The organism is Aetokthonos hydrillicola CCALA 1050, assembly GCF_017591665.1.
Lineage (GTDB): Bacteria > Cyanobacteriota > Cyanobacteriia > Cyanobacteriales > Nostocaceae > Aetokthonos > Aetokthonos hydrillicola.
Genome location: NZ_JAAKGC010000011.1, coordinates 1 through 19,437, shown reverse-complemented (window position 1 = coordinate 19,437; position 19,437 = coordinate 1). Strand labels below are relative to the sequence as shown.

At 42.4% G+C, this 19,437-nt stretch carries 19 protein-coding genes and 1 pseudogene; 12 read left to right on the top strand and 8 right to left on the bottom strand.

Annotated elements, in window-relative coordinates:
* Positions 1 to 6: 6 nt before the first annotated feature.
* The 4 genes from nifD to G4P69_RS40210 all read left to right on the top strand — a co-directional run bounded on the left by nifD (position 7) and on the right by G4P69_RS40210 (position 4,641).
* On the top strand, positions 7 to 1,524 hold the full coding sequence (gene nifD, locus G4P69_RS07905; RefSeq protein ID WP_208343331.1) for a nitrogenase molybdenum-iron protein alpha chain: 1,518 nt from the start codon (positions 7 to 9) through the stop codon (positions 1,522 to 1,524).
* Positions 1,525 to 1,634: 110 nt separating this feature from the next.
* A complete protein-coding gene (gene nifK / locus G4P69_RS07900) occupies positions 1,635 to 2,954 on the top strand; it encodes a nitrogenase molybdenum-iron protein subunit beta (RefSeq protein WP_208343330.1) in 1,320 nt (439 codons plus the stop codon).
* An 85-nt stretch (positions 2,955 to 3,039) separates the two neighbouring features.
* Entirely contained in the window at positions 3,040 to 4,041 is a 1,002-nt protein-coding gene (locus G4P69_RS07895) for an aldo/keto reductase (protein ID WP_208343329.1), read from the top strand.
* A 12-nt stretch (positions 4,042 to 4,053) separates the two neighbouring features.
* A complete protein-coding gene (locus G4P69_RS40210; RefSeq protein ID WP_208343328.1) occupies positions 4,054 to 4,641 on the top strand; it encodes a TetR family transcriptional regulator in 588 nt (195 codons plus the stop codon).
* 14 nt (positions 4,642 to 4,655) lie between these two features.
* On the opposite strand, the gene G4P69_RS07885 is transcribed toward G4P69_RS40210, so the two are convergent.
* From G4P69_RS07885 to G4P69_RS40415, 6 genes are all read right to left on the bottom strand, one after another.
* The gene (locus tag G4P69_RS07885; RefSeq protein WP_208343327.1) at positions 4,656 to 5,540 is read right to left on the bottom strand and encodes an NAD(P)-dependent oxidoreductase; all 885 of its coding nucleotides are present in this window, start codon (positions 5,538 to 5,540) and stop codon (positions 4,656 to 4,658) included.
* Positions 5,541 to 5,663: 123 nt separating this feature from the next.
* Positions 5,664 to 6,296 (bottom strand): nucleotidyltransferase family protein, encoded by a 633-nt coding sequence (locus G4P69_RS07880; RefSeq protein ID WP_208343326.1) that lies wholly within the window; start codon positions 6,294 to 6,296, stop codon positions 5,664 to 5,666.
* Positions 6,293 to 6,493 (bottom strand): hypothetical protein, encoded by a 201-nt coding sequence (locus tag G4P69_RS07875; protein ID WP_208343334.1) that lies wholly within the window; start codon positions 6,491 to 6,493, stop codon positions 6,293 to 6,295. Before G4P69_RS07875 ends, G4P69_RS07880 begins: the two co-directional genes overlap by 4 nt.
* Positions 6,490 to 7,260: an FAD binding domain-containing protein gene (locus tag G4P69_RS07870; protein ID WP_208343325.1), complete on the bottom strand. Its 771-nt coding sequence runs from the start codon at positions 7,258 to 7,260 to the stop codon at positions 6,490 to 6,492. Before G4P69_RS07870 ends, G4P69_RS07875 begins: the two co-directional genes overlap by 4 nt.
* Positions 7,261 to 7,312: 52 nt before the next feature.
* The gene (locus tag G4P69_RS07865) at positions 7,313 to 8,113 is read right to left on the bottom strand and encodes an SDR family NAD(P)-dependent oxidoreductase (RefSeq protein ID WP_208343323.1); all 801 of its coding nucleotides are present in this window, start codon (positions 8,111 to 8,113) and stop codon (positions 7,313 to 7,315) included.
* Between the two features lie 188 nt (positions 8,114 to 8,301).
* Positions 8,302 to 8,442, bottom strand: coding sequence for a plasmid mobilization protein (locus G4P69_RS40415; RefSeq protein ID WP_208343321.1), 141 nt, complete (start codon positions 8,440 to 8,442; stop codon positions 8,302 to 8,304).
* Positions 8,443 to 9,381: 939 nt separating this feature from the next.
* Here G4P69_RS40415 and G4P69_RS07855 point away from each other — a divergent pair.
* Both G4P69_RS07855 and G4P69_RS07850 read left to right on the top strand, forming a co-directional pair.
* Positions 9,382 to 10,362, top strand: coding sequence for a DnaJ C-terminal domain-containing protein (locus tag G4P69_RS07855; RefSeq protein ID WP_208343314.1), 981 nt, complete (start codon positions 9,382 to 9,384; stop codon positions 10,360 to 10,362).
* Positions 10,359 to 10,655, top strand: a complete 297-nt coding sequence (locus tag G4P69_RS07850) for a chaperone modulator CbpM (RefSeq protein ID WP_208343312.1) — start codon at positions 10,359 to 10,361, stop codon at positions 10,653 to 10,655. The genes G4P69_RS07855 and G4P69_RS07850 overlap by 4 nt, the downstream gene beginning before the upstream one ends.
* A 96-nt stretch (positions 10,656 to 10,751) precedes the next feature.
* Here G4P69_RS07850 and G4P69_RS07845 read toward each other — a convergent pair whose 3' ends face one another.
* Complete coding sequence (locus G4P69_RS07845; protein ID WP_208343310.1) at positions 10,752 to 11,546, bottom strand: SDR family NAD(P)-dependent oxidoreductase; 795 nt, start codon at positions 11,544 to 11,546, stop codon at positions 10,752 to 10,754.
* 512 nt (positions 11,547 to 12,058) lie between these two features.
* On the opposite strand from G4P69_RS07845, the gene G4P69_RS07840 reads away from it, so the two are divergent.
* A complete protein-coding gene (locus G4P69_RS07840) occupies positions 12,059 to 13,330 on the top strand; it encodes an ATP-grasp domain-containing protein (protein ID WP_208343308.1) in 1,272 nt (423 codons plus the stop codon).
* 1,093 nt (positions 13,331 to 14,423) lie between these two features.
* Positions 14,424 to 14,564, top strand: coding sequence for a hypothetical protein (locus G4P69_RS07835; RefSeq protein ID WP_208343306.1), 141 nt, complete (start codon positions 14,424 to 14,426; stop codon positions 14,562 to 14,564).
* Positions 14,565 to 14,569: 5 nt separating this feature from the next.
* Here the strand turns inward: G4P69_RS07835 and xisF (G4P69_RS07830) are convergent, their stop codons facing one another.
* Positions 14,570 to 16,120, bottom strand: a complete 1,551-nt coding sequence (xisF, locus tag G4P69_RS07830; RefSeq protein ID WP_208343304.1) for a fdxN element excision recombinase XisF — start codon at positions 16,118 to 16,120, stop codon at positions 14,570 to 14,572.
* 153 nt (positions 16,121 to 16,273) lie between these two features.
* Between xisF (G4P69_RS07830) and G4P69_RS07825 the strand changes: the two genes are divergently transcribed.
* The 4 genes and pseudogenes from G4P69_RS07825 to xisF (G4P69_RS07810) all read left to right on the top strand — a co-directional run bounded on the left by G4P69_RS07825 (position 16,274) and on the right by xisF (G4P69_RS07810) (position 19,096).
* Positions 16,274 to 16,567, top strand: a complete 294-nt coding sequence (locus G4P69_RS07825) for a nitrogenase component 1 (protein ID WP_310834050.1) — start codon at positions 16,274 to 16,276, stop codon at positions 16,565 to 16,567.
* 105 nt (positions 16,568 to 16,672) lie between these two features.
* Positions 16,673 to 16,999 carry a Mo-dependent nitrogenase C-terminal domain-containing protein gene (locus G4P69_RS07820; protein WP_208343302.1) on the top strand — a complete coding sequence of 109 codons (327 nt, stop codon included), beginning with the start codon at positions 16,673 to 16,675 and terminating at the stop codon, positions 16,997 to 16,999.
* Positions 17,000 to 17,066: 67 nt separating this feature from the next.
* Positions 17,067 to 17,630: pseudogene (locus tag G4P69_RS07815) on the top strand (nitrogenase component 1); the annotation flags it as partial.
* Between the two features lie 59 nt (positions 17,631 to 17,689).
* Positions 17,690 to 19,096, top strand: coding sequence for a fdxN element excision recombinase XisF (gene xisF, locus G4P69_RS07810; RefSeq protein WP_208343298.1), 1,407 nt, complete (start codon positions 17,690 to 17,692; stop codon positions 19,094 to 19,096).
* Positions 19,097 to 19,437 lie beyond the last annotated feature (341 nt).

Below are 19,437 nucleotides of genomic sequence, written 5' to 3'. Positions count from 1 at the left end.
AACACTATGACCTATACAGAAGACGATAAATCTCTCGATGAGAAAAAATCCATTGTAGAACAAAGGAAAGAACTCGTTAAAGAAGTTCTAGAGGCTTACCCCGATAAAGCTAAGAAAAAGCGGGAAAAGCACATAAACGTATATGAAGAAGGCAAGTCCGACTGCGGCGTTAAGTCTAACATCAAATCGCTTCCTGGTGTGATGACTGCTCGTGGTTGTGCGTACGCTGGTTCTAAAGGTGTGGTTTGGGGTCCTATCAAAGATATGATCCATATCAGCCACGGTCCTGTAGGTTGCGGTTACTGGTCTTGGTCTGGCCGTCGTAACTACTACATCGGCACCACAGGTGTTGACACCTTTGGTACAATGCACTTCACCTCTGACTTCCAAGAACGAGATATCGTCTTCGGCGGTGACAAAAAACTTTTAAAGTTGATCCAAGAACTCGAAGTACTCTTCCCTCTCAGCCGTGGTGTCTCAATTCAATCTGAATGTCCTATCGGTTTGATCGGGGATGATATTGAAGCTGTAGCTAAGAAAGCAGCAAAAGAGATTGACAAGCCTGTTGTTCCCGTACGTTGCGAAGGCTTCCGTGGTGTTTCTCAGTCTCTTGGTCACCACATTGCTAACGACATGATTCGCGACTGGGTGTTTCCCAGAGCAGACAAGGCTAAGAAAGACGGAACACTTAAGTTCGAGTCTACTCCTTATGATGTAGCAATTATCGGTGACTATAACATCGGTGGTGATGCATGGGCTAGCCGCATTCTTTTAGAAGAGATTGGATTGCGCGTTGTTGCTCAATGGTCAGGTGATGGCACCATCAACGAGATGTTGCAAACACCTAATGTGAAAATGAACCTGATCCACTGCTATCGGTCGATGAACTACATCAGCCGTCACATGGAAGAAGCTTACGGTATACCCTGGTTAGAATACAACTTCTTTGGTCCTACCAAGATTGCTGCTTCCTTAAGAGAAATTGCCTCTAAATTTGACGAGAAGATCCAAGAAAACGCTGAGAAAGTTATTGCTAAGTATCAGCCAACAATGGATGCAATTATTAAAAAGTATCGTCCACTTTTGGAAGGCAAAACTGTCGCTATGATGGTTGGTGGTCTGCGTCCCCGCCACGTTGTTCCAGCCTTCCAAGATTTGGGTATGAAGATGGTTGGTACTGGCTATGAGTTCGCTCATAACGACGACTATAAGCGCACCACGCACTACATTGAAAATGGCACTATCGTTTATGACGACGTTACCGCTTTCGAGTTTGAAGAGTTCGTTAAGGCACTCAAGCCTGACCTGATCGCTTCTGGTGTGAAAGAGAAATACGTCTTCCAAAAGATGGGCTTACCTTTCCGTCAAATGCACTCTTGGGATTACTCTGGTCCATACCATGGTTACGACGGTTTCGCAATCTTCGCCCGCGACATGGATCTAGCACTCAACAGCCCAACCTGGGGATTAATTGGTGCTCCCTGGAGTAAAAAAGCTGAAGCTAAAACCAGCGTTGCTGTTTAATCTTAATCGATTAAAAATTAAAAGTTAAAAATTTAGTATTTTTAATTTTTAATTTTTAATTCTTTTCCTTCCACAAAACTAACCACCAGCTTGCTTAAAGAGATACGGAAATGCCACAAAATCCAGAAAAGATTCAAGATCACGTAGAACTGTTTCATCAGCCAGAATATCAGCAGTTATTTGAAAACAAAAGACAATTTGAAAACGTACACGACCCAGAAGAAGTAAAGCGTGTTGCAGAATGGACAAAAACCTGGGAATATCGTGAGAAGAACTTTGCTCGTGAAGCCTTGACGGTTAACCCTGCTAAAGGTTGCCAACCATTAGGAGCAATGTTCGCTGCTGTTGGTTTTGAAGGTACTCTACCATTCGTTCAAGGTTCACAGGGTTGCGTTGCTTACTTCCGTACTCACTTAACCCGCCACTATAAAGAGCCATTTTCTGGCGTATCTTCTTCAATGACTGAAGACGCAGCGGTGTTTGGTGGTTTGCAAAACATGATTGACGGTTTGGCAAATGCCTACGCTCTTTATAAGCCAAAGATGATCGCTGTCTGCACGACTTGTATGGCAGAGGTTATTGGTGATGACTTAGGTGCGTTCATCGGTAATGCTAAGGGTGCAGGTTCCATTCCTCAAGACTTCCCCGTACCTTTTGCTCACACCCCTAGCTTTGTTGGTTCCCACATCACAGGTTACGACAACATGATGAAGGGTATCCTTTCTAACCTCACAGCAGGTAAGAAGAAGGAAACTAGCAATGGTAAAATCAACTTTATACCTGGTTTTGATACCTATGTTGGTAATAACCGGGAATTAAAGCGGATTTGTAACTTGATGGGTATTGATTACACAGTACTCGCAGATAACAGCGACTATCTAGATTCACCCAACACTGGTGAATTTGATATGTACCCAGGTGGTACTCCCTTGGAAGAAGCAGCTGACTCAATTAATGCTAAAGCTACTGTTGCTTTACAAGCACACTCCACTCCCAAAACCCGCGATTACATTGCCAAAGAGTGGAAACAAGAGGTTGTAGTTTCTCGCCCTTGGGGTATTAAAGGCACTGATGAGTTCCTGATGAAACTCAGTGAACTAACAGGAAAACCCATCCCTGAGCAACTGGAAATCGAACGTGGTCGTGCAGTCGATGCGATGACTGATTCTCATGCATGGATTCACGGTAAGCGCTTCGCTATCTACGGTGATCCAGATTTAGTCTACTGCGTGGTTAGCTTCATGCTGGAAATGGGTGCTGAACCCGTGCATATTCTCGTCCACAACTCCAACGACGACTTTGAAAAAGAACTTAAAGCGCTTCTAGAATCTAGCCCCTATGGTAAGAGTGCTACCATTTGGCCTGGAAAAGATTTGTGGCACATGAGAAGTCTAATGTGTTTGCTATCAGGTAAAAATTTCAATTCTTAGGACTGACATATATAAAATGACAGATATTGATTTTTGTTATTTGTTTGTTATAGTAGATTCATTATTATAAAGATAAAAGAACACTATGTTGTTACGTCAACTTGGAGCAAACGGACCAACGGTATCAGCCATCGGACTTGGCTGCATGGGGATGTCTGATGTTTATGGTTCAGCCGATCGCGCCGAAAGTATCGCGACGATTCATACAGCTTTGGATGCAGGTATTACCTTGCTCGATACAGGTGACTTCTACGGGATGGGACATAATGAATTGCTGTTGCACGAAGCTCTTAGCGGACGGCGGCGGGAAGATGTCTTCATTGCAGTTAAGTTTGGTGCGTTGAGATCGCCTGACGGAAACTTTATTGGTTTTGATGGTCGCCCAGAAGCAGTTAAAACCTACCTTGCCTATACCTTGAAACGTCTAGGCACCGATTACATTGACCTTTACCAGCCTGCCCGTATTGATCCAAAAGTACCGATAGAAGAAACCGTCGGAGCGATTAGTGAAATGGTCAAAGCTGGGTATGTTCGTCGTGTTGGTTTATCTGAAGCAGGTTCAGATACAATTCGGCGCGCCCATGCGATTCATCCTATTAGTTGGCTTCAAATCGAATACTCGCTTTTTGATCGGGGTATTGAAGTTGATATTCTGCCAACAGTTCGCGAACTGGGGATTGCAGTCACAGCTTACGGTGTGCTGTCACGCGGGTTACTGAGCGGTCACTGGTCAAAGGAACGCTCACAGCAAGCGCAGCAGGATTATCGAGGACATTTACCGCGCTTTTCTGGGGAGAATTTAGAGCGCAACTTGTCACTGGTTGAAGCTCTGCGCCAAATCGCTCAAGAGCAAAATGCGACAGTTGCCCAAGTAGCGATCGCCTGGGTATTATCTAGAGGTAACGATATCATTCCATTAATTGGTGCACGGCGTCGCGATCGTTTGAATGAGGCATTGGGTGCGTTGGATCTGCACTTAAGCAAGGAAGAACTTGCTCAGATCGAGGCAGCTATTCCAGCAGATGCAGTTGCTGGCGATCGCTATAATCCAGAGCAAATGGCGATGCTAGATAGTGAGAAAAGGTAATACAATACTATTGTGAATGATTCAGCGTTAACACCAGAGCGAATTCTTGATGCCGCAGAAGAAGTTTTACGCCGTTACGGTCCAGTAAAGGCGACTGTTGTCGATGTCGCTCGCTTTCTTGAGGTTAGTCACGGCACTATTTATCGACATTTTCCCAGCAAGGCTGCTCTACGTGATGCGGTAGCACAACGATGGCTGCATAGAGTTTCTGCACCACTAGCAATAATTGCACAAGAACAAGGTTCTGCTGCTGAACGCTTGCACCGATGGTTTCAACAACTGATGACCCTCAAGCGTCAAAAAATTCTCGATGATCCAGAGTTATTTGCTACCTATAGTGCGATCGCGCAGCAAGCGCAGGGTGTGGTTCAAGCTCATGTTAACGAACTAGTGAGTCAAATTGCCATCATCATTGAAAGTGGCATTTCCCGCCAAGAGTTTAAGGTGACTGATGCGCATGAAGCAGCCAAGGCTATCTTCGACGCAACAGTGCGGTTTCATCACCCTGCTCACGCTGCTGAATGGAGTAACCCTGATATTAAAACTAACTTTGCCTCGGTCTGGCGCTTTATACTTGCTGGTCTTATGATCCGTGAGTAACTGTTTACTTTCGGCTATTCAACAGTGACTCCTGCTTCTAATTCCAGAGCTTTAATCAAAGCCGATGCATTTTCGTCTCCCCAACCTTGATTAACTGCAGCTTTAATTGTTTCTCGTACAGATGCAGCGGCAGGGGTGGGAGAGTTGAAATCTTGAGCCAATCGAGCAATTAAATTGGCATCTTTAAGCATATGTTTTAAGGCAAAGCTGGGTGTAAAATCGCGATTGATCAGCATCTTACCGATGCCGTCAAAAATAGGCGAGCGAAAATCTACCACATGCAACACGTCTAGTACATCCTTTGGATTCAGCCCAGCTTTCTTTGCTAGAGTCATTGCCTCCCCTAAAGCCTCAATCTGTGTAGCGACAATAGAATTTCCAATAAGCTTCATCGTCGCGCCTTTGCCAGCCTCACCCATGTAATGAATTGTTTCGCTTATTGGCTCTAGAATTGATTTAACCCGCTCAAATACCTCTTGCTTACCGCCTACAACAATCCACAATCCTCCAGCAGCAGATTCATTTTTACTACCGAAGACGGGTGCATCAAGAAATTCGACTTGCTTTTGCGCATATGCTGTTGCCTCCCGACGAGAAGTATCAGGATGAACAGTACTCATGTTGATAGCTATTTGATTAGCTCGGACATTCGATATAATGCCATCCTGTCCAAAAACGACTTCCTCAACTGCTTGATCATTCGCCAAACAATACATGATGACATCGACATCTTTAACTGCTTGTGCAGGAGTTTGTGCTTGGGTTGCGCCTTGTTCAACCAGAGTTTTACCTGCTTCTGGGCTACGATTCCAGACAGTAACCGAGTATCCCGCCTTGAGCAGATTAGTAGCCATACCACTGCCCATAATCCCAAGCCCTAAGTAGGCGATCCGTTCCATAAATAATATCCTAAATAATTTTTGGGTGATAATGAAATTTAGTACACTTCTACATTCCGTTTCTAAAGACTTGAAAACATCACCCTATAGAAATAAGTGCTTTAAAGCATCATTTCTAATCTACTAATTGAGGAATCGGGTTGAGAGAAACTGTTCATAGTCGGTTGGTGTGTCAAGATCGATCGCACCCTCCGGAAAAGCGATCGCTTCCATCTCAGAACGATGTTGTAGAATCAACTGCTTTGCACCTGTATTAAGCTTCAAACTCATGAGTTCAGGATAAAAAGCTCGACTAAATAAAGCAGGAACACCAAGCGTATCACCATAAGTAGAAACAATCATTTGCTTCCCAGATACTTTGTATTTCGTGATCAAGCGATCAAGCAGTTGATCTGAAACGAGGGGTTGATCGCATAGCATCACAATCACTGCTTCTGGTACTTCTGATAGTGCACATACTGCTTCAACTCCAATTTTAATCGATGCCCCCATTCCTTCAGCCCAATTGGAATTGTGAACAATTTGGATTGGGAAATGATTAATTTCTGGTTCAATTTGGTCAGCATACGCTCCTAGAACTACGAGAACGTGTCTGCACTGCGATGCTAAAGCAACTTGAATCATGTGGGTGATCAAGCTACAGTCGCCATAGCGCAGTAATTGTTTAGGATAACCCATACGAGTGGAACTTCCTGCTGCAACCAAGATTAAACCAACTGAAGAAGATCGCTCAATCAATTTTGGCACTTCCTTCATAGAAGCTTGTCAAGCGTGATTGGTAGTTCACGAATACGTTTACCTGTTGCATGATAAACTGCATTAGCGATCGCGCTGTTAATTAAGACCGCGTGGACTAAGTCAGGAATTGGTATTTCGGCACAGTAGTGTGCACCCCCGGTCACTTTTAACCGTCCGTCTACGCGATCTATCGCTTTACCTATGACCGGATTCATTGATTTCCTCCACTAACAGTTGTCAATGCCGCAACCGAAACTAATGCGAAATCGTAAGAGGCGCGATCGCGCACTTTGAAATAGCGTGAACTAGTAGCAAAGGGGAGCGGTAGTAACTCAACAGCAGTAATCAGTTCGCCGGGTTGCAATACAGTTTCGCGATCAGGTGTATCTCTTGGCAGTAAGTAAAAGTCCGAGATTGGAATTTGACGGGTTCCATTAGAATTCTGGGTATGAATCACTGCTTCTAAGGCAGTTAATGCAACCGCCATATCAGAAGGATGGGTAGCAATACAGCTGTCGCTTGTACCAAAAATCGCGTGAATGCGGTTATACCCAGAAATTGCAGCACAACCGGAGCTTAGAATCCTTTTGTTACAAGACGAAAAACCGTTATCTGTGAAGTAGTAACAGCGAGTTCGTTGCACTAAATTTCCACCAACCGTCGCCATGTTTCGCAATTGAGGTGATGCTCCAGATAAAAGAGCTTGAGATAGTACTGGGTACTGTCGCTGAATATTCTCGTCGTATGCAAGATCGCTATTTCGTACCAATGCTCCGATGCGAATTCCCCTGTTCGGCAAGCGCTCAATCCTGGATAATGGCAAATCATTGATGTCGATCAACTGTTGCGGGGTTTCAACGCCTTCTTTCATCAGATCCAGCAAATTCGTTCCACCTGCAATAAATTTTGCTTGATTGTCTTGTATCGCAGTTCTAACTGCAATACCTTCGTCTGATGCGCGTAAATAGCTAAAGCGATTCATCGGTCGGTAACTTCTGCATTTGACTGACCATAGCAGTATTCCCCATTTAGAATTAGTTATTAGCTGATCCTGGCTCAGCAAGTTTACGGTGCTGTTCAGCCTTAACGGTATCAGGTAAAACTTTGCTGATATTGCCTATAACTTTTGTTTTCAGTGAGCCTGCAACCACATCGTCTTTATCTGCCATCAAAGCTTCAAAACCTTGCTTAGCAACAATTGCCGGATCATCTTTCTTTTCTGCACCCACCTTGGTATCATCCATCCCTGCCCGGTGGAAAAAGTTAGTGTCAGTTGGTCCTGGCATTAGCGCTGTGACGGTGACACCTGTATCTTTTAATTCGTTACGGATTGCTTCTGCAAACGAGTGAATAAAAGCCTTAGACGCTGCATATACTGCTTCAAATGGTCCGGGTAGGATTGCTGCGATAGAGGATGAGAAGAGAATCTTTCCCTTATTACGAGCAACCATATCTTTGAGTACTCGTTTAGCGAGATGAACTGACGACACCACGTTCAGGTTGATTAAATTGAGTTCATCTTGTAGATCAGTCTCACTGAACTTACCACCAACCCCAACTCCCGCATTAATTGCGATCGCGTCCACTGGGCGGTTAGTTGCTTGAATTTGATTGTAGAGTGTTTCAACTCCGTCATACGTGGTAAGATCTGCTTGTACAGTTTCAACCTTTGCACCTAATTTCTCGAAAGTTGGAACTGCTTCATTAATACTAGATCCGGTAGATGTGACGACTAGATCAAAGCCATTTTCAGCAAATTGTTTAGCCAGTTCGTAGCCAATACCGCTGGATGCGCCAGTTACAACAGCCAGGGGACGGGTTAATGACTGATTCATAGTTGTCAAAACTCCTATGTAACTACCAATAACATGCTGAGAGCCTCCGGCTTTTAGCCGGGGGATGAAAGCTGACGGCTAGTTTAAACTAGCCAGTATCCACCAATAACATGCTGAGAGCCTCCGGCTTTTAGCCGGGGGATGAAAGCTGACGGCTAGTTTAAACTAGCCAGTATCCACTAAAACACTTATAAGCGCGTATCCTCTAAAGATTTTATATAGTCCCTTAAAATCTCCGCCATTGACAATCCCGCCTTCTGTGCATAATTCTTGAGTTTTTCGTACTCTTTCTCTGAAACATTAAATTGAATCTTTTTTTCCCTTCCCATAACTCTAAAAATGGAGTATTATTTAGAGTATACTGCACCTTGAAAACCTAGTCTAGAGGGTTCCAAGAAGAATGCTTTCTTGGGTAAAAGCCTAGAGCAATATGGAATAGCTCTAGTTTTATGCGTACAGGATGAACGATATCAGCCCATAATTGTCTGGGTGAAAGTGCAACACCCTAAAGGGTTCGCCAGTAGCCTACAGAGGGAAACCAAGAGTGCAGCGCTGGCTCACAAAAGTACCCGGTATTTATTAATTCCAAGGCGGTAAAACTAATCTCACAGCGACGAAAAACTCGCACAGATTAAAAGGGAGCTATGAGATGCAAGTAAGACCACAGCAGCAATGCCGAGGGTATAAGGCGTTTTTGACTGCGCCAAAACAGTATTGCTTTCGAGTAGTATTGTGAACAAAGACGAAGCGGCACGTCTTTAGACTGCCGGGTAGTAACAATTCAGAATCCTCCGTTTTCAAACGGGGGAGAAGTCAATTAAAGCTCACTCGCTATAGCTTACTTTTCTTTTATTAGTAGTCTATACAGTTGTCAGCTTTTAACCCTTATCATCCTAGGGAGGCAATTGTGTGATTCCATCCTCCCAGTGAAGGAGGACGACTGTGCATTTCAGGGCAATGGTTAATACATTTATGAAGAAGAATTCAGGAGTCAGGAGCCAGAATTCAGCATGAATTCTTTAGAGTGGCGGATGAATATTGGTTTAAAACCTCGTCTAAGAGTGGACGAAACAGGGGTTGGAAATTTCGTTAAAACACCATCCCCTTATGGGTGGTGTATTCTGACTCCTGTATTCTGACTCCTGACTCCTGTTTATTTATACTTAGCTTAAACAATACTTTACTTTATCCCCAGTTGCAACTTTTGATAGAGGAAGTAGAGCTTGTAATAGTTAATGTTAAAGAGTTAGGCTTGATATTAAGTCATCATGGCCCCTGCAAACGATTTTAAAAATTACTACGCCATTTTAGGAGTCAGCAAAACCGCAACTGCCGACGACATTAAGCGAGCCTACCGTAAACTTGCTCGCAAGCACCACCCTGACGTGAATCCGGGGAATCAGGAAGCTGAGGAAAAATTCAAAGCCATCAATGAAGCCAACGAGGTTTTATCAAATCCTGAAACGCGCGAAAAGTATGACCAATTTGGTCAGTACTGGAAGCAAGCAGGAGAAGGCACTACCCCTCCAAGAACTGGTACGACTTCACAAAGATCTGACCAGTACAGCAATTTTGATCAATACAGCAGTTTCGATGACTTTATTAATGATTTACTGGGCGGTTCAGGAGGTAGGACAAGAACCGGACGGACTTATTACCGTACCTCGCCTCAACAGCCTGATGACTCTACTGGATTTGGCACTCAAGCACCAGCACCCGATACTGAAGCAGCGATCGCGCTCTCTTTGTCGGAAGCATTTCACGGTGTTCAAAAGCGGTTGCAGTTAGATGATGAGACTATAAACATTCGTATTCCCCCAGGAGCTAAGCCAGGTAGTCGAATTCGTATTAAAGGAAAAGGTCGCCCCAGCTCATTTTCTCAACAGCGAGGCGATTTATATCTTACGATCAACCTTCTTCCACATCCATTTTTTCAGTTTTCCGACAATAACCTATCCTGCGAGGTTCCTATCCGTCCAGATGAAGCAGTATTAGGCGCTCAAATTCAAGTACCAACACCAGATGGTCGTGTTACACTAGCTGTTCCTAAAGGTGTGAATTCTGGTCAATTACTGCGCCTGCGAGGAAAAGGCTGGACGCAACCCAAAGATGGACGTACTGACCTAATTGTGAAACTTCAGATCGTGTCTCCGAAGGAGTTGAGCACAATAGAGCAGGATTGCTACGAAAAAATTCAGGCAAATACCAGCTTTAACCCGCGCACTGCATTAGAAGAGGTGACATTATGACCGAGTTTAGCCTTTCGAGTACTGTCGTTTCCGAAGCAGGTGATCGACTTTATACATTTGAGTATGCAGCTTCCGTGACGGAAACCTCAACAGTCTTGATCGAGCGCTTTGTGGAACTAGGGTTGATTGAACCGACTGGCTCAATGCTCCATTCACGAGAAATTGCGCGAATTGCTCAGATCCAGCGGTTACGTCACGACTTGGGGCTAAACCTTGTAGGGGCGGCGATGGTGTTAGATATGGCTCAGGAAATTGCACAGCTGCGAGCACAGCTAAAAGCTCTGCGATCTTGACCTGAGTTAAGTTATTGACGCTTTCATTGCAGCCCTAGTAGAAGCAATAAACACTCGCTGACTTGTAGTAATAATATTGTAGAAAGTCGTAGATATTCACAACATCTGAATACCACCACTAACAGGTAAATAAGCACCTGTAATAAATTTAGCTTGCTCAGACGCTAGTAGCAAAATTGCACCTGCGATATCCTCTGGCAATCCGTTTCTTTTCAAAGGAGTGCTTTGAGCAGCGGCGTCTTTGTTTTCTTGTGGTAAAAAAGACGTAGCATCTGTGAGGGTTAATCCTGGTGAGACAGCGTTAACACGAATTCCATATGCTCCTAACTCTAATGCAAGGCTTTTCACAAAAGCATCTAATCCAGACTTAGCCGTGCTGTGAGCACAGAACCCCTTATCAGGGTAGCGGGATAACCCACTACTCACCGCAATGATGCAACCCCGCTCATGTTCAATCATTGATGGAACAACTGCTTTGCAGGGGAAAAAGGCACCTTTGAGTTCTCCAAGTAATTTGGCCTCAAAGTCTTCCCAACGATAATCTATAAATGGAGCCACCGGAAATGATGCATTGGCGTTAATGACGAGGGTGTCGATCGCGCCGAATGCTTCTGAAAACTGTTCCACAATTGCGTTTACTTGCTCTGGGCTTCTCACATCTGCTTTGAGTGCCAAAGCTTTACCCCCATGTGATGAAATTTCGTCAACCAAAGCTTGAGCCTCCGCCTCACTGCTATAGTAATTAATACCTACGGTTGCACCATGATGCGCTAACAGTTTGGCTGTTGCTGCACCAATTCCGCGACTTGCACCAGTAATGAGGACGACGCGATCGCTCATTAACTGATGAACATTTGAGTTCTGATTTAGCTGAGTTTGTGTAGTCACCATATTACTTTCTGGATATCGTCGCAATACACTTGAACTTTGAGTAGTACCTAAGACATTGTAACGGCTAGATACAGGGCTGAGCAGATTATACTTGTGATATCTTATTTAATCGCTGGTTTTAGGAGAAGAACCATTCGCTTGCTCTTTCGCCTCCACTCAGTATAAGAAACTAAAAAATTTTGCTCGTCTAACCAAGGATCAAATTACAGGAGATTTTTATTCAAAAAGATGAGACAAATTTCCATAAATAACTAGATGGGATCTGTAGTCAAGAGATTTCAATTTTGTTTAGATTTCCAGCAACAGTATCTGTATCCTTCTTCTAGAAGATTGGTATAGCTAAAAAAACTTTGGAAATAAAAATGCCTAGTACGAGAAGCTAATGCGCCTACCTCTTTTGGCAGATTAAATCAAAATCAATAAAGGGAAAATATAAGACAGACCTTTAAAGGCGATAAGCACACTAAATAAATAACTACATCCACAAGGAGGTAGGGTTTATGGGAATATCAATGAACTCAACTTATAACTTTCAGTACTTTCAAGGGAATTCTCTTTCTGATCTGTTTGCTCAAGATCTCGCAGATGCATCTTATGGGTTTATCTTAAATTACCCTGCAACTGCTAGTTGGGCTGCTTATCCGAATACGAAAAAATATTTTCTGCAAGATGGTAGTAGTGAAGCTACTAAAACTTCCTTTGATAAGATTTGCCAAAAAGAACCTTGGAAAAATTTGGCTGTTTTAGGCGATCGCATTCAGGCAATTGTGATTGTTCCACCGTCAAAATCGTTAATCAACTACTGGCGAGAGCATTTAGACTTCAGCGACTCTAGTAGGTTGATGATGCATTGCTCAACTTATCTCGATGATCTCAGCCAGAGCGAGCATTTTGACAAACTGATCACTCTATTTCCCTTTGATAATTTAAAACCCGAAAAACACGCTATTAATTCAGATACCCATTACCGCTTACTCAGCAAAGTGACGCTGGCTGAACTGGGGGTATCATGTCCAAAATACAAAAGCTACAATTTACACGATTGTAGGCTGGAAGATATTCATCTACCAGAATTTCCATACCTAATCAAAACTTCTCACGGGCTTTCAGGAGAAGGCACTTATATTATTAATAATACGAGTGATTTAAATTACTGCCTTGAAGAAATCAGGAAATATCTTGATATCAAGTTGCTTGATACGATTATTGTGTCGGAGTTTATTAAAAATGAAGTACAGAACTACTGTGTACAATTCTACGTCAATAAAGTGGGGGATATAACCCTTATTGGCACCACCAGTCAACTTGTCACTCCAGAGGGTAACTATTTAGGAGGAGTGATTGACTACCGCCACACCAACATGGGCAAGTTTTTTGAGATGATTGCTGCTATAGGTCAGTATGGGAGCAAACAAGGTTATTTCGGCGTAATTGGCTTTGACGTGCTGGAAACCCAAGACGGACAACTGTACGCGATCGATGCTAATTTCCGAGTTAATGGTTCGACTCCACTATGTTTGCAGCGTCATACTCTACTGAATATAGGAAAGGAGGTGGCTAAATATTCTAGTAGCTACCGAATGGACGGAACATTAGAATCAATTCTAGTGTCTCTAAAACCAGAACTTGATCGCAAAGACTTTATCATTCTCTCAGCTTTGGAAAGGGTCAAGTATGGAAAAATATACACCGAAATTTATGCGATCGTTACTGGAGAAACTATCGAAGAAATGCGGCACGTCGAGCGGAAATTACAGAGTAAGGGATTGCAGTGGCTAGCGTAGGGATTTTCATAAGTTACCAAAATAGTACAGGGTTTTCAGACTCTCATAGCTAATCTGAGCAAGCCAAATGGCACTCTTGGGGGTGTCGGATCGCTCCATTGCCATGTACAGTTTTCTGTTTATATCATAGTTCATGAATTATATCAATCATTCTTTTTTATCAAATTAATAAAAAAAAGAGATTGCTTTCATGCATAACAGTTTCTTAAATTAAAAATAATTATTTTAAACATCCTTAAGAAGAAAAATACCATTAACATGATAGTCACTCAAGAAAGTACACAAGAGCAAAATACAGCTTCCGAAAAACTAAAAATAGATAAATCTCGCTCATCTTGCTTAAAACTTGTCAGCCAACGTTTACGCTCCAAACCATACACTTGTGCTTTATTAGTTAAGGAAATAAATACATATAGCTCATCTCACATTAGCTATTGCCTGAGAAAACTCAAAAAAGCGGGACTCATTGATGCTAAATGGGATAAGAGAAACCTTTGCTTTGTTTATTACAACATCCAACTTTAGATTAAATATTTTTACTAAGGCTTATGCATTACGATCGCGAATGAGGAGTAAGTTCGCGATCGCGTAGACTTAAGGCGGCAAGATTCTGTCGATTACCAGTATAGTAAACTGTCAGGAGAGTAGCAAGCTCAAAGTCTTCTCAAATCTCGTATACCCGGTATTTAGGCTAAGATATCAGTTTGTAGTAGAGCCTTACGTAATGCAGTTACTGCTTCTTCTGTCTGAACCAGCCTATCGAGAGAAAGCGCAATATCATCTTCAACCTTCAACAGCCTCGCTGCTTTCTTAACGGCTTTTTGCTCTTCATCTGAGTAATTTCCCCCAGAGTCGTCGTTAATTTCCTAAGCGGAACGGTAATATTGACTTCTTAATTTCTAAAATAAGCAGACAGCGAGTAATAAAATCACAGTTCACTCTTTGTTTATCTAATGTTAGAAATGATGCAAATGAACTGGCACACGATAAAGATATTTATAGAAGGATAGTTAAGTAGCTAAGAGAAAAAGCTTGCCGCTAACAAAAAAAAAATAACTATCAGCTATCTTCAAAGAAGTGATAGAAATTAACTATGAAAGGTGAAACTCTAGCAGAATTAGTTGCTCGAACTATAATAGAGTTTGAGAGACGTGAGGCACAGCTACAACAAGGCTCACAAATGCAGCCAAAAAAGGAGAAAAAACCCAAACGCTACAAGCATAGCGCTGCTTAATACGCTTAATGTAGATGTAGCAATTCAACTCCCGTAACTATGCTGCCATCTACCATTATTTTCTTTACACACCCTTTAAGTAAAGCTTGTTTATCCTGCGGTTCTAAGCCTTGCCAATACCTCTCATTTGAAAAAGCAACAACAATACGTTCTTTCGCAATTAGATATCGTTTAGATGTATTGTTTGTTGTAGCGATCGCGTCGGCAATCTGCCCCAAAATATCATGTTTAGCTTTCTCAATTGCTGGATTAGATGGTAGTGCTTCGAGAGTATTTAAAGATGCTCGAAGCGTTTTTACCTCTGGTGATTCTTCTGTTATTTCAACTTCTTTTTCTACTAAGCCAGCTAGACGTTCAGCTTCACGAACTAGATGATTAATAACTTGTGCTTCTAGTTCGTCAGAAGAAATCATTCTCCCATTACTACAAGCGCCAGTACGGTAGAAGCTACATTGGTAGTGGTGTCTTACAAAATTCTTTTTCTTAACTAATTTTTTACACTGGCGGCTATAAGCAGCACCACAGTGGACACACTTCACTAAGTGGGCAAAGGGGTTAGTATATTTCTGTTCAGTAGCCCATCGATTTTTACGGTTGTCACGAATCATTGACTTGATACGTTCGTGTTCTTCACGGCTAATAATTGCTTCGTCATCATGAGTACCCCAGCTCACCTCCCATTCATCAAATGGTTTCCTGTGTCCTTTTGAGTGAACTATGGTGTTGTATAACGTCCCCCCCGCATAAACTGGATTGACAAGAATGGAGCGCAAGCCAGAGACTGACCATTTTAACCCAGTGTGAGGATAACGCAGATTTAATCCACCGCTACGAGATTTGTTAATATTCTCTAATACAATTTCATCATCTTTGAGAAGCAAGTTCACTTCATTATTCTTAGACTTCGCTATTGCGTTTGCTTGAATGCCTAAAATCTCGTGTAATCGTTTAGTCGTTTGTGACACTGTACCTACTGCTAAGAAAGTGTCAAACACAAATCGCATTAACTGCGATCGCGTTAACTCCTTCTTCCCTTCAATCAAGCAAACACAAGGACGCTCATCACGTTTGTACTTGTCATTTTCTACTACATATCCCAAAGGTGCGTTCCAATGAGGTTTTTTATTAGCTTTGCGTGTATCTCGCTCTTTCTTTACTCGCATACCCAGCATTTTAACCTCATACTTACTTGCTGCTAATCGAACATCAATTGTCAACTCACCCCCAATACTCGACATATCAAATGGCTCATCCAACGCGCAGGCTTGTATACCCTTCTTTTTCAACGCATCCATCAACAGATAAAAAGTCATTGAAGAAGATGTCAAACGATCAATCCGAATAAATAGCAGCTTGGAAACTTTGCCTGCTGGAGATGCGTTAATATCGTCAATTAATTTTAGAAGCCCTTTGCGCTTATCACTAGTACGACTTTCTACGTCGTAATATATTTGTGTTGCTCCAGCACTACGCAACCGACGCATTTGTTTTATTAAAGCACCTTCGTCCTCGTTTTGCTCATCCGTCGAAACCCTTGCGTAAGCCCAAACGTCCATATAGAGTACCTAAGAAAGGAGTCAGAAGTCAGAATTCAGGAGTCAGAATAAATCTCGCCCTTGGCGAGCCCAACAGCGTGTAGATGTTGGGGAGATTTAGATCCTACGCTCGTACTGTAGGAGCCATTCTGTCTCCTGGCTCCTGACTCCTGAATTCTCTCTATATTACCTGATAGCAAGCGCATTAGTAGTCTACTGTTCACCGAGCCTGTAGACTTACTCATTGGTAACACCTACGGTAAATATCTGTGGCGTGATTGCAAAGTTCCCCTCGTAAGAATTGGTTATCCAATCATGGATCGCCACCACTTGCACCGCTACGCCACTATTGGATATGAAGGTACGATCAACTTACTGAACTGGGTTGTTAATACAATCTTTGAAGAAATTGATCGCAACACCAACATTCCTTCTAAGACTGATATTTCCTACGACTTGATTCGTTAGGAATTGTATTAACCTGCACCGTGCTAAGAAAGTAAAAAGTTAAAAAGAAAACTCATCAAAAATCTTTTTACTTTTTACTTTTTTCTTTCTCAGAAGGTATCGACCATGGAAACTGTAACACACAGCCACGAACACCATAGTTATCATCTACCTAAATATGAAAAATCTCGTTGCTCCAAAGTTCTAGCTCCCTTAGGTTATTTGGTAGATGCTATTCCGGTAAAAAATTCTCGCTTTGCCCATTTAATTTGCCAAGTCATTCCTTGTTGTTGTCCCTTTGAAAGAGATATTAAATTATTTGGGCGTAGGTTCCACATTCCCTCACTGTGCAAACTCAATCCCTTGTATGACAATTTTGTGGGATTGCGTTTCCGTGCTTTAGCTTACCTCTCCGACGATTGTGGAGAGGATATCACGAAATATATTTGTTAGTTGTTATTAGTGCGCAACAAGAAACAACTAACAATAAATAATCAATAATTAATACAAAGAGAGAGAGATGAAAATCACCCAAGGCAAAATCAATGAGCTATTAACCGAGCCTGGATGCGAACACAATCATAAAAAGCATGGGGACAAGAAAAACAAGTCATGCGCACAACAACCTAAACCTGGAGCAGCTCAAGGAGGTTGTGCGTTTGACGGTGCAATGATAGCCCTTGTACCAATTACCGATGCAGCTCATTTAGTCCACGGACCAATCACTTGCTCTGGTAACTCTTGGGGAAGTCGGGGTAGTCTCTCCTCTGGTCCATTATTGTACAAAACCGGTTTTACCACCGACATGGATGAGAATGATGTCATCTTCGGTGGCGAAAAAAAGCTGTACAAAGCCATTCTAGAAGTGGAAGGACGCTACAAACCCCCCGCAGTATTTGTCTACTCTACATGCGTTACCGCTCTGATTGGTGATGATATAGATGCAGTATGCAAAGCCGCTGCTAAGAAAACAGGAACACCTATTATCCCCGTAAATGCTCCTGGATTCATTGGCAGTAAAAACTTTGGTAATCGCCTTGGTGGAGAAGCTTTACTAGATTATGTTGTTGGTACAAGTGAACCAAGACGCTCAATACAACACATTTTATGATATTATCTTGGAACTGATGAGAACAGTTCCCTATGAGAGTTTACGGTTACGCTCGCGTTAGCACACAAGAACAAGCTGAGGAGTTCGACGCATTAAACCAACAAGTTGCTAGATTAAAAGCAGCGGGCGCGACGGAAGTATTGATAGATATTGAATCGGGACGAAGTGATTCAAGAAAACAATTTAACGATTTACTGAAGCTGGTACAACAAAATCAAGTTGACGAAATCATCATAACTCGTATTGATCGCCTGGGTAGGAGTGTCATCACCATTCATAAGGCGATCGATATTTTCGTTAAGCATAATGTTAACCTACGCGTACTAGATGCACCGGTTGATCCAAATAGTCCTTTTGGATGGTTCAGCATCAACCAAATGTCAGGACTTGCTGAGTTTGAATCCAGGCTTTTATCTCAGCGGGTTAAACAAGGAAATGAATACTTTCGACAACAACTAAAATTTTGCACTCCTCCGTTTGGATATACTAAAGACGAAAACCATCACTTGACTCCAAATAAGAATATTCACGAAAAATCTGGTAAAACTTACTTCGAGTTAGCAAGAATTATTATTGACTTAACACTGGAGATGCGATCGCTCAAGGATGTGTGTGAGTATATTTATACCAAATATGAAATAGTTTTTACTGTTGCAGGCTTGCGAGATTGGGTTAAAAACCTAGCACTGCAAGGACATACAGCTTATTTCATGAAGAAGAAGAAAGGTATTAACCGGGAACCGATAATAAATTTCAACACGCACGAAGCTTTAATTACCCCAGCAACAGCAGACGCAATCCAAGATAAGTTGTCAGCCAATAGGAGATATCGAAGCTCTGCAAAATCAACTCGTGGTGATTACCCCCTAGCAGGGTTAATTAAATGCGCCCATTGTGGATCTGGGTTGTATCGCAACTTTTCCCAGCACAAAACAAAAATAGAATATATGCGATGTGTGAATTACAGTAAACCTGGTAAGTACAATTGCGAAAATTCAAAATGTGCTAAACTGCGGGAAATAATAGCTAAAACAATCACAGCTTTGTGTGAAAATGCACCGAAGTTAATCGAGCATTTAGAAAGTCAGTCAGCGACGACACAAGTTGTTAATACTAACAAAATTGAAGCCTTAACCAACGAGTTGACTGTTTTACGGGGGCTTCGTAGTTCCAATCCTGATATTATTCAAGCGATCGCCAAAATAGAGATGACGATTAACTCCCTATCAACCCCGGTGAGAATTGTTGATAGGGATGCTTTTGAGAATGCTAAGAGGAAAATAGCGATCGCGTCTCAAGCTGCGTTTTGGGAATCATTGGATGATTCAGAGCTGCGATCGGCGTTAGCTGAGTTTGTAGAGAAGATAGAAGTTGATTCGTCAGGGGCTATAACTCCTGCTTTTAAATTACCATTAGCCCTGTCTTCAATGCGTCCGTAGGTTTTAATGAATTCTTCGGGAGACATATCCCCAATCTTCAAGTCCCCGTAGTATTTCTCATAAGCTTCGAGTAACTTGTCGTTAAGCATTTTTATCACTTTTTGAGAATGTGTTGAAGTCATAAACCTTGTTCTAGCCATACTTTTAGGTTATTTGTTGGCTGGAATTTTTCTGTTAACGGCGAACGAGTTTAATGGAAAGTGACTGCATTTAACTGGAGTTTGGACTAATCCGGTTTCGACCAGCAGTTAACAAGCAAGGGCAGGACAGAGGGACTCAACTTCAAATTTGAAGCTGAGTCAAGCGGCAGGATCAAGAAATTAGCCGAAACTAAGCAGCAG

What these genes read in the sequence shown, in the direction of transcription:
- G4P69_RS07875 (WP_208343334.1), bottom strand. Translation starts at nt 6,493, where the DNA reads ATGAATCCGGTCATAGGTAAAGCGATAGATCGCGTAGACGGACGGTTA.
- G4P69_RS07840 (WP_208343308.1), top strand. Translation starts at nt 12,059, where the DNA reads ATGAACTCAACTTATAACTTTCAGTACTTTCAAGGGAATTCTCTTTCT.
- G4P69_RS07870 (WP_208343325.1), bottom strand. Translation starts at nt 7,260, where the DNA reads ATGAATCGCTTTAGCTATTTACGCGCATCAGACGAAGGTATTGCAGTT.
- G4P69_RS40415 (WP_208343321.1), bottom strand. Translation starts at nt 8,442, where the DNA reads ATGGGAAGGGAAAAAAAGATTCAATTTAATGTTTCAGAGAAAGAGTAC.
- G4P69_RS07845 (WP_208343310.1), bottom strand. Translation starts at nt 11,546, where the DNA reads ATGGTGACTACACAAACTCAGCTAAATCAGAACTCAAATGTTCATCAG.
- G4P69_RS07885 (WP_208343327.1), bottom strand. Translation starts at nt 5,540, where the DNA reads ATGGAACGGATCGCCTACTTAGGGCTTGGGATTATGGGCAGTGGTATG.
- xisF (WP_208343298.1), top strand. Translation starts at nt 17,690, where the DNA reads ATGAGAGTTTACGGTTACGCTCGCGTTAGCACACAAGAACAAGCTGAG.
- G4P69_RS07820 (WP_208343302.1), top strand. Translation starts at nt 16,673, where the DNA reads ATGGAAACTGTAACACACAGCCACGAACACCATAGTTATCATCTACCT.
- xisF (WP_208343304.1), bottom strand. Translation starts at nt 16,120, where the DNA reads ATGGACGTTTGGGCTTACGCAAGGGTTTCGACGGATGAGCAAAACGAG.
- nifD (WP_208343331.1), top strand. Translation starts at nt 7, where the DNA reads ATGACCTATACAGAAGACGATAAATCTCTCGATGAGAAAAAATCCATT.
- G4P69_RS07835 (WP_208343306.1), top strand. Translation starts at nt 14,424, where the DNA reads ATGAAAGGTGAAACTCTAGCAGAATTAGTTGCTCGAACTATAATAGAG.
- G4P69_RS07850 (WP_208343312.1), top strand. Translation starts at nt 10,359, where the DNA reads ATGACCGAGTTTAGCCTTTCGAGTACTGTCGTTTCCGAAGCAGGTGAT.
- G4P69_RS07895 (WP_208343329.1), top strand. Translation starts at nt 3,040, where the DNA reads ATGTTGTTACGTCAACTTGGAGCAAACGGACCAACGGTATCAGCCATC.
- G4P69_RS07865 (WP_208343323.1), bottom strand. Translation starts at nt 8,113, where the DNA reads ATGAATCAGTCATTAACCCGTCCCCTGGCTGTTGTAACTGGCGCATCC.
- G4P69_RS07880 (WP_208343326.1), bottom strand. Translation starts at nt 6,296, where the DNA reads ATGAAGGAAGTGCCAAAATTGATTGAGCGATCTTCTTCAGTTGGTTTA.
- G4P69_RS07855 (WP_208343314.1), top strand. Translation starts at nt 9,382, where the DNA reads ATGGCCCCTGCAAACGATTTTAAAAATTACTACGCCATTTTAGGAGTC.
- nifK (WP_208343330.1), top strand. Translation starts at nt 1,635, where the DNA reads ATGCCACAAAATCCAGAAAAGATTCAAGATCACGTAGAACTGTTTCAT.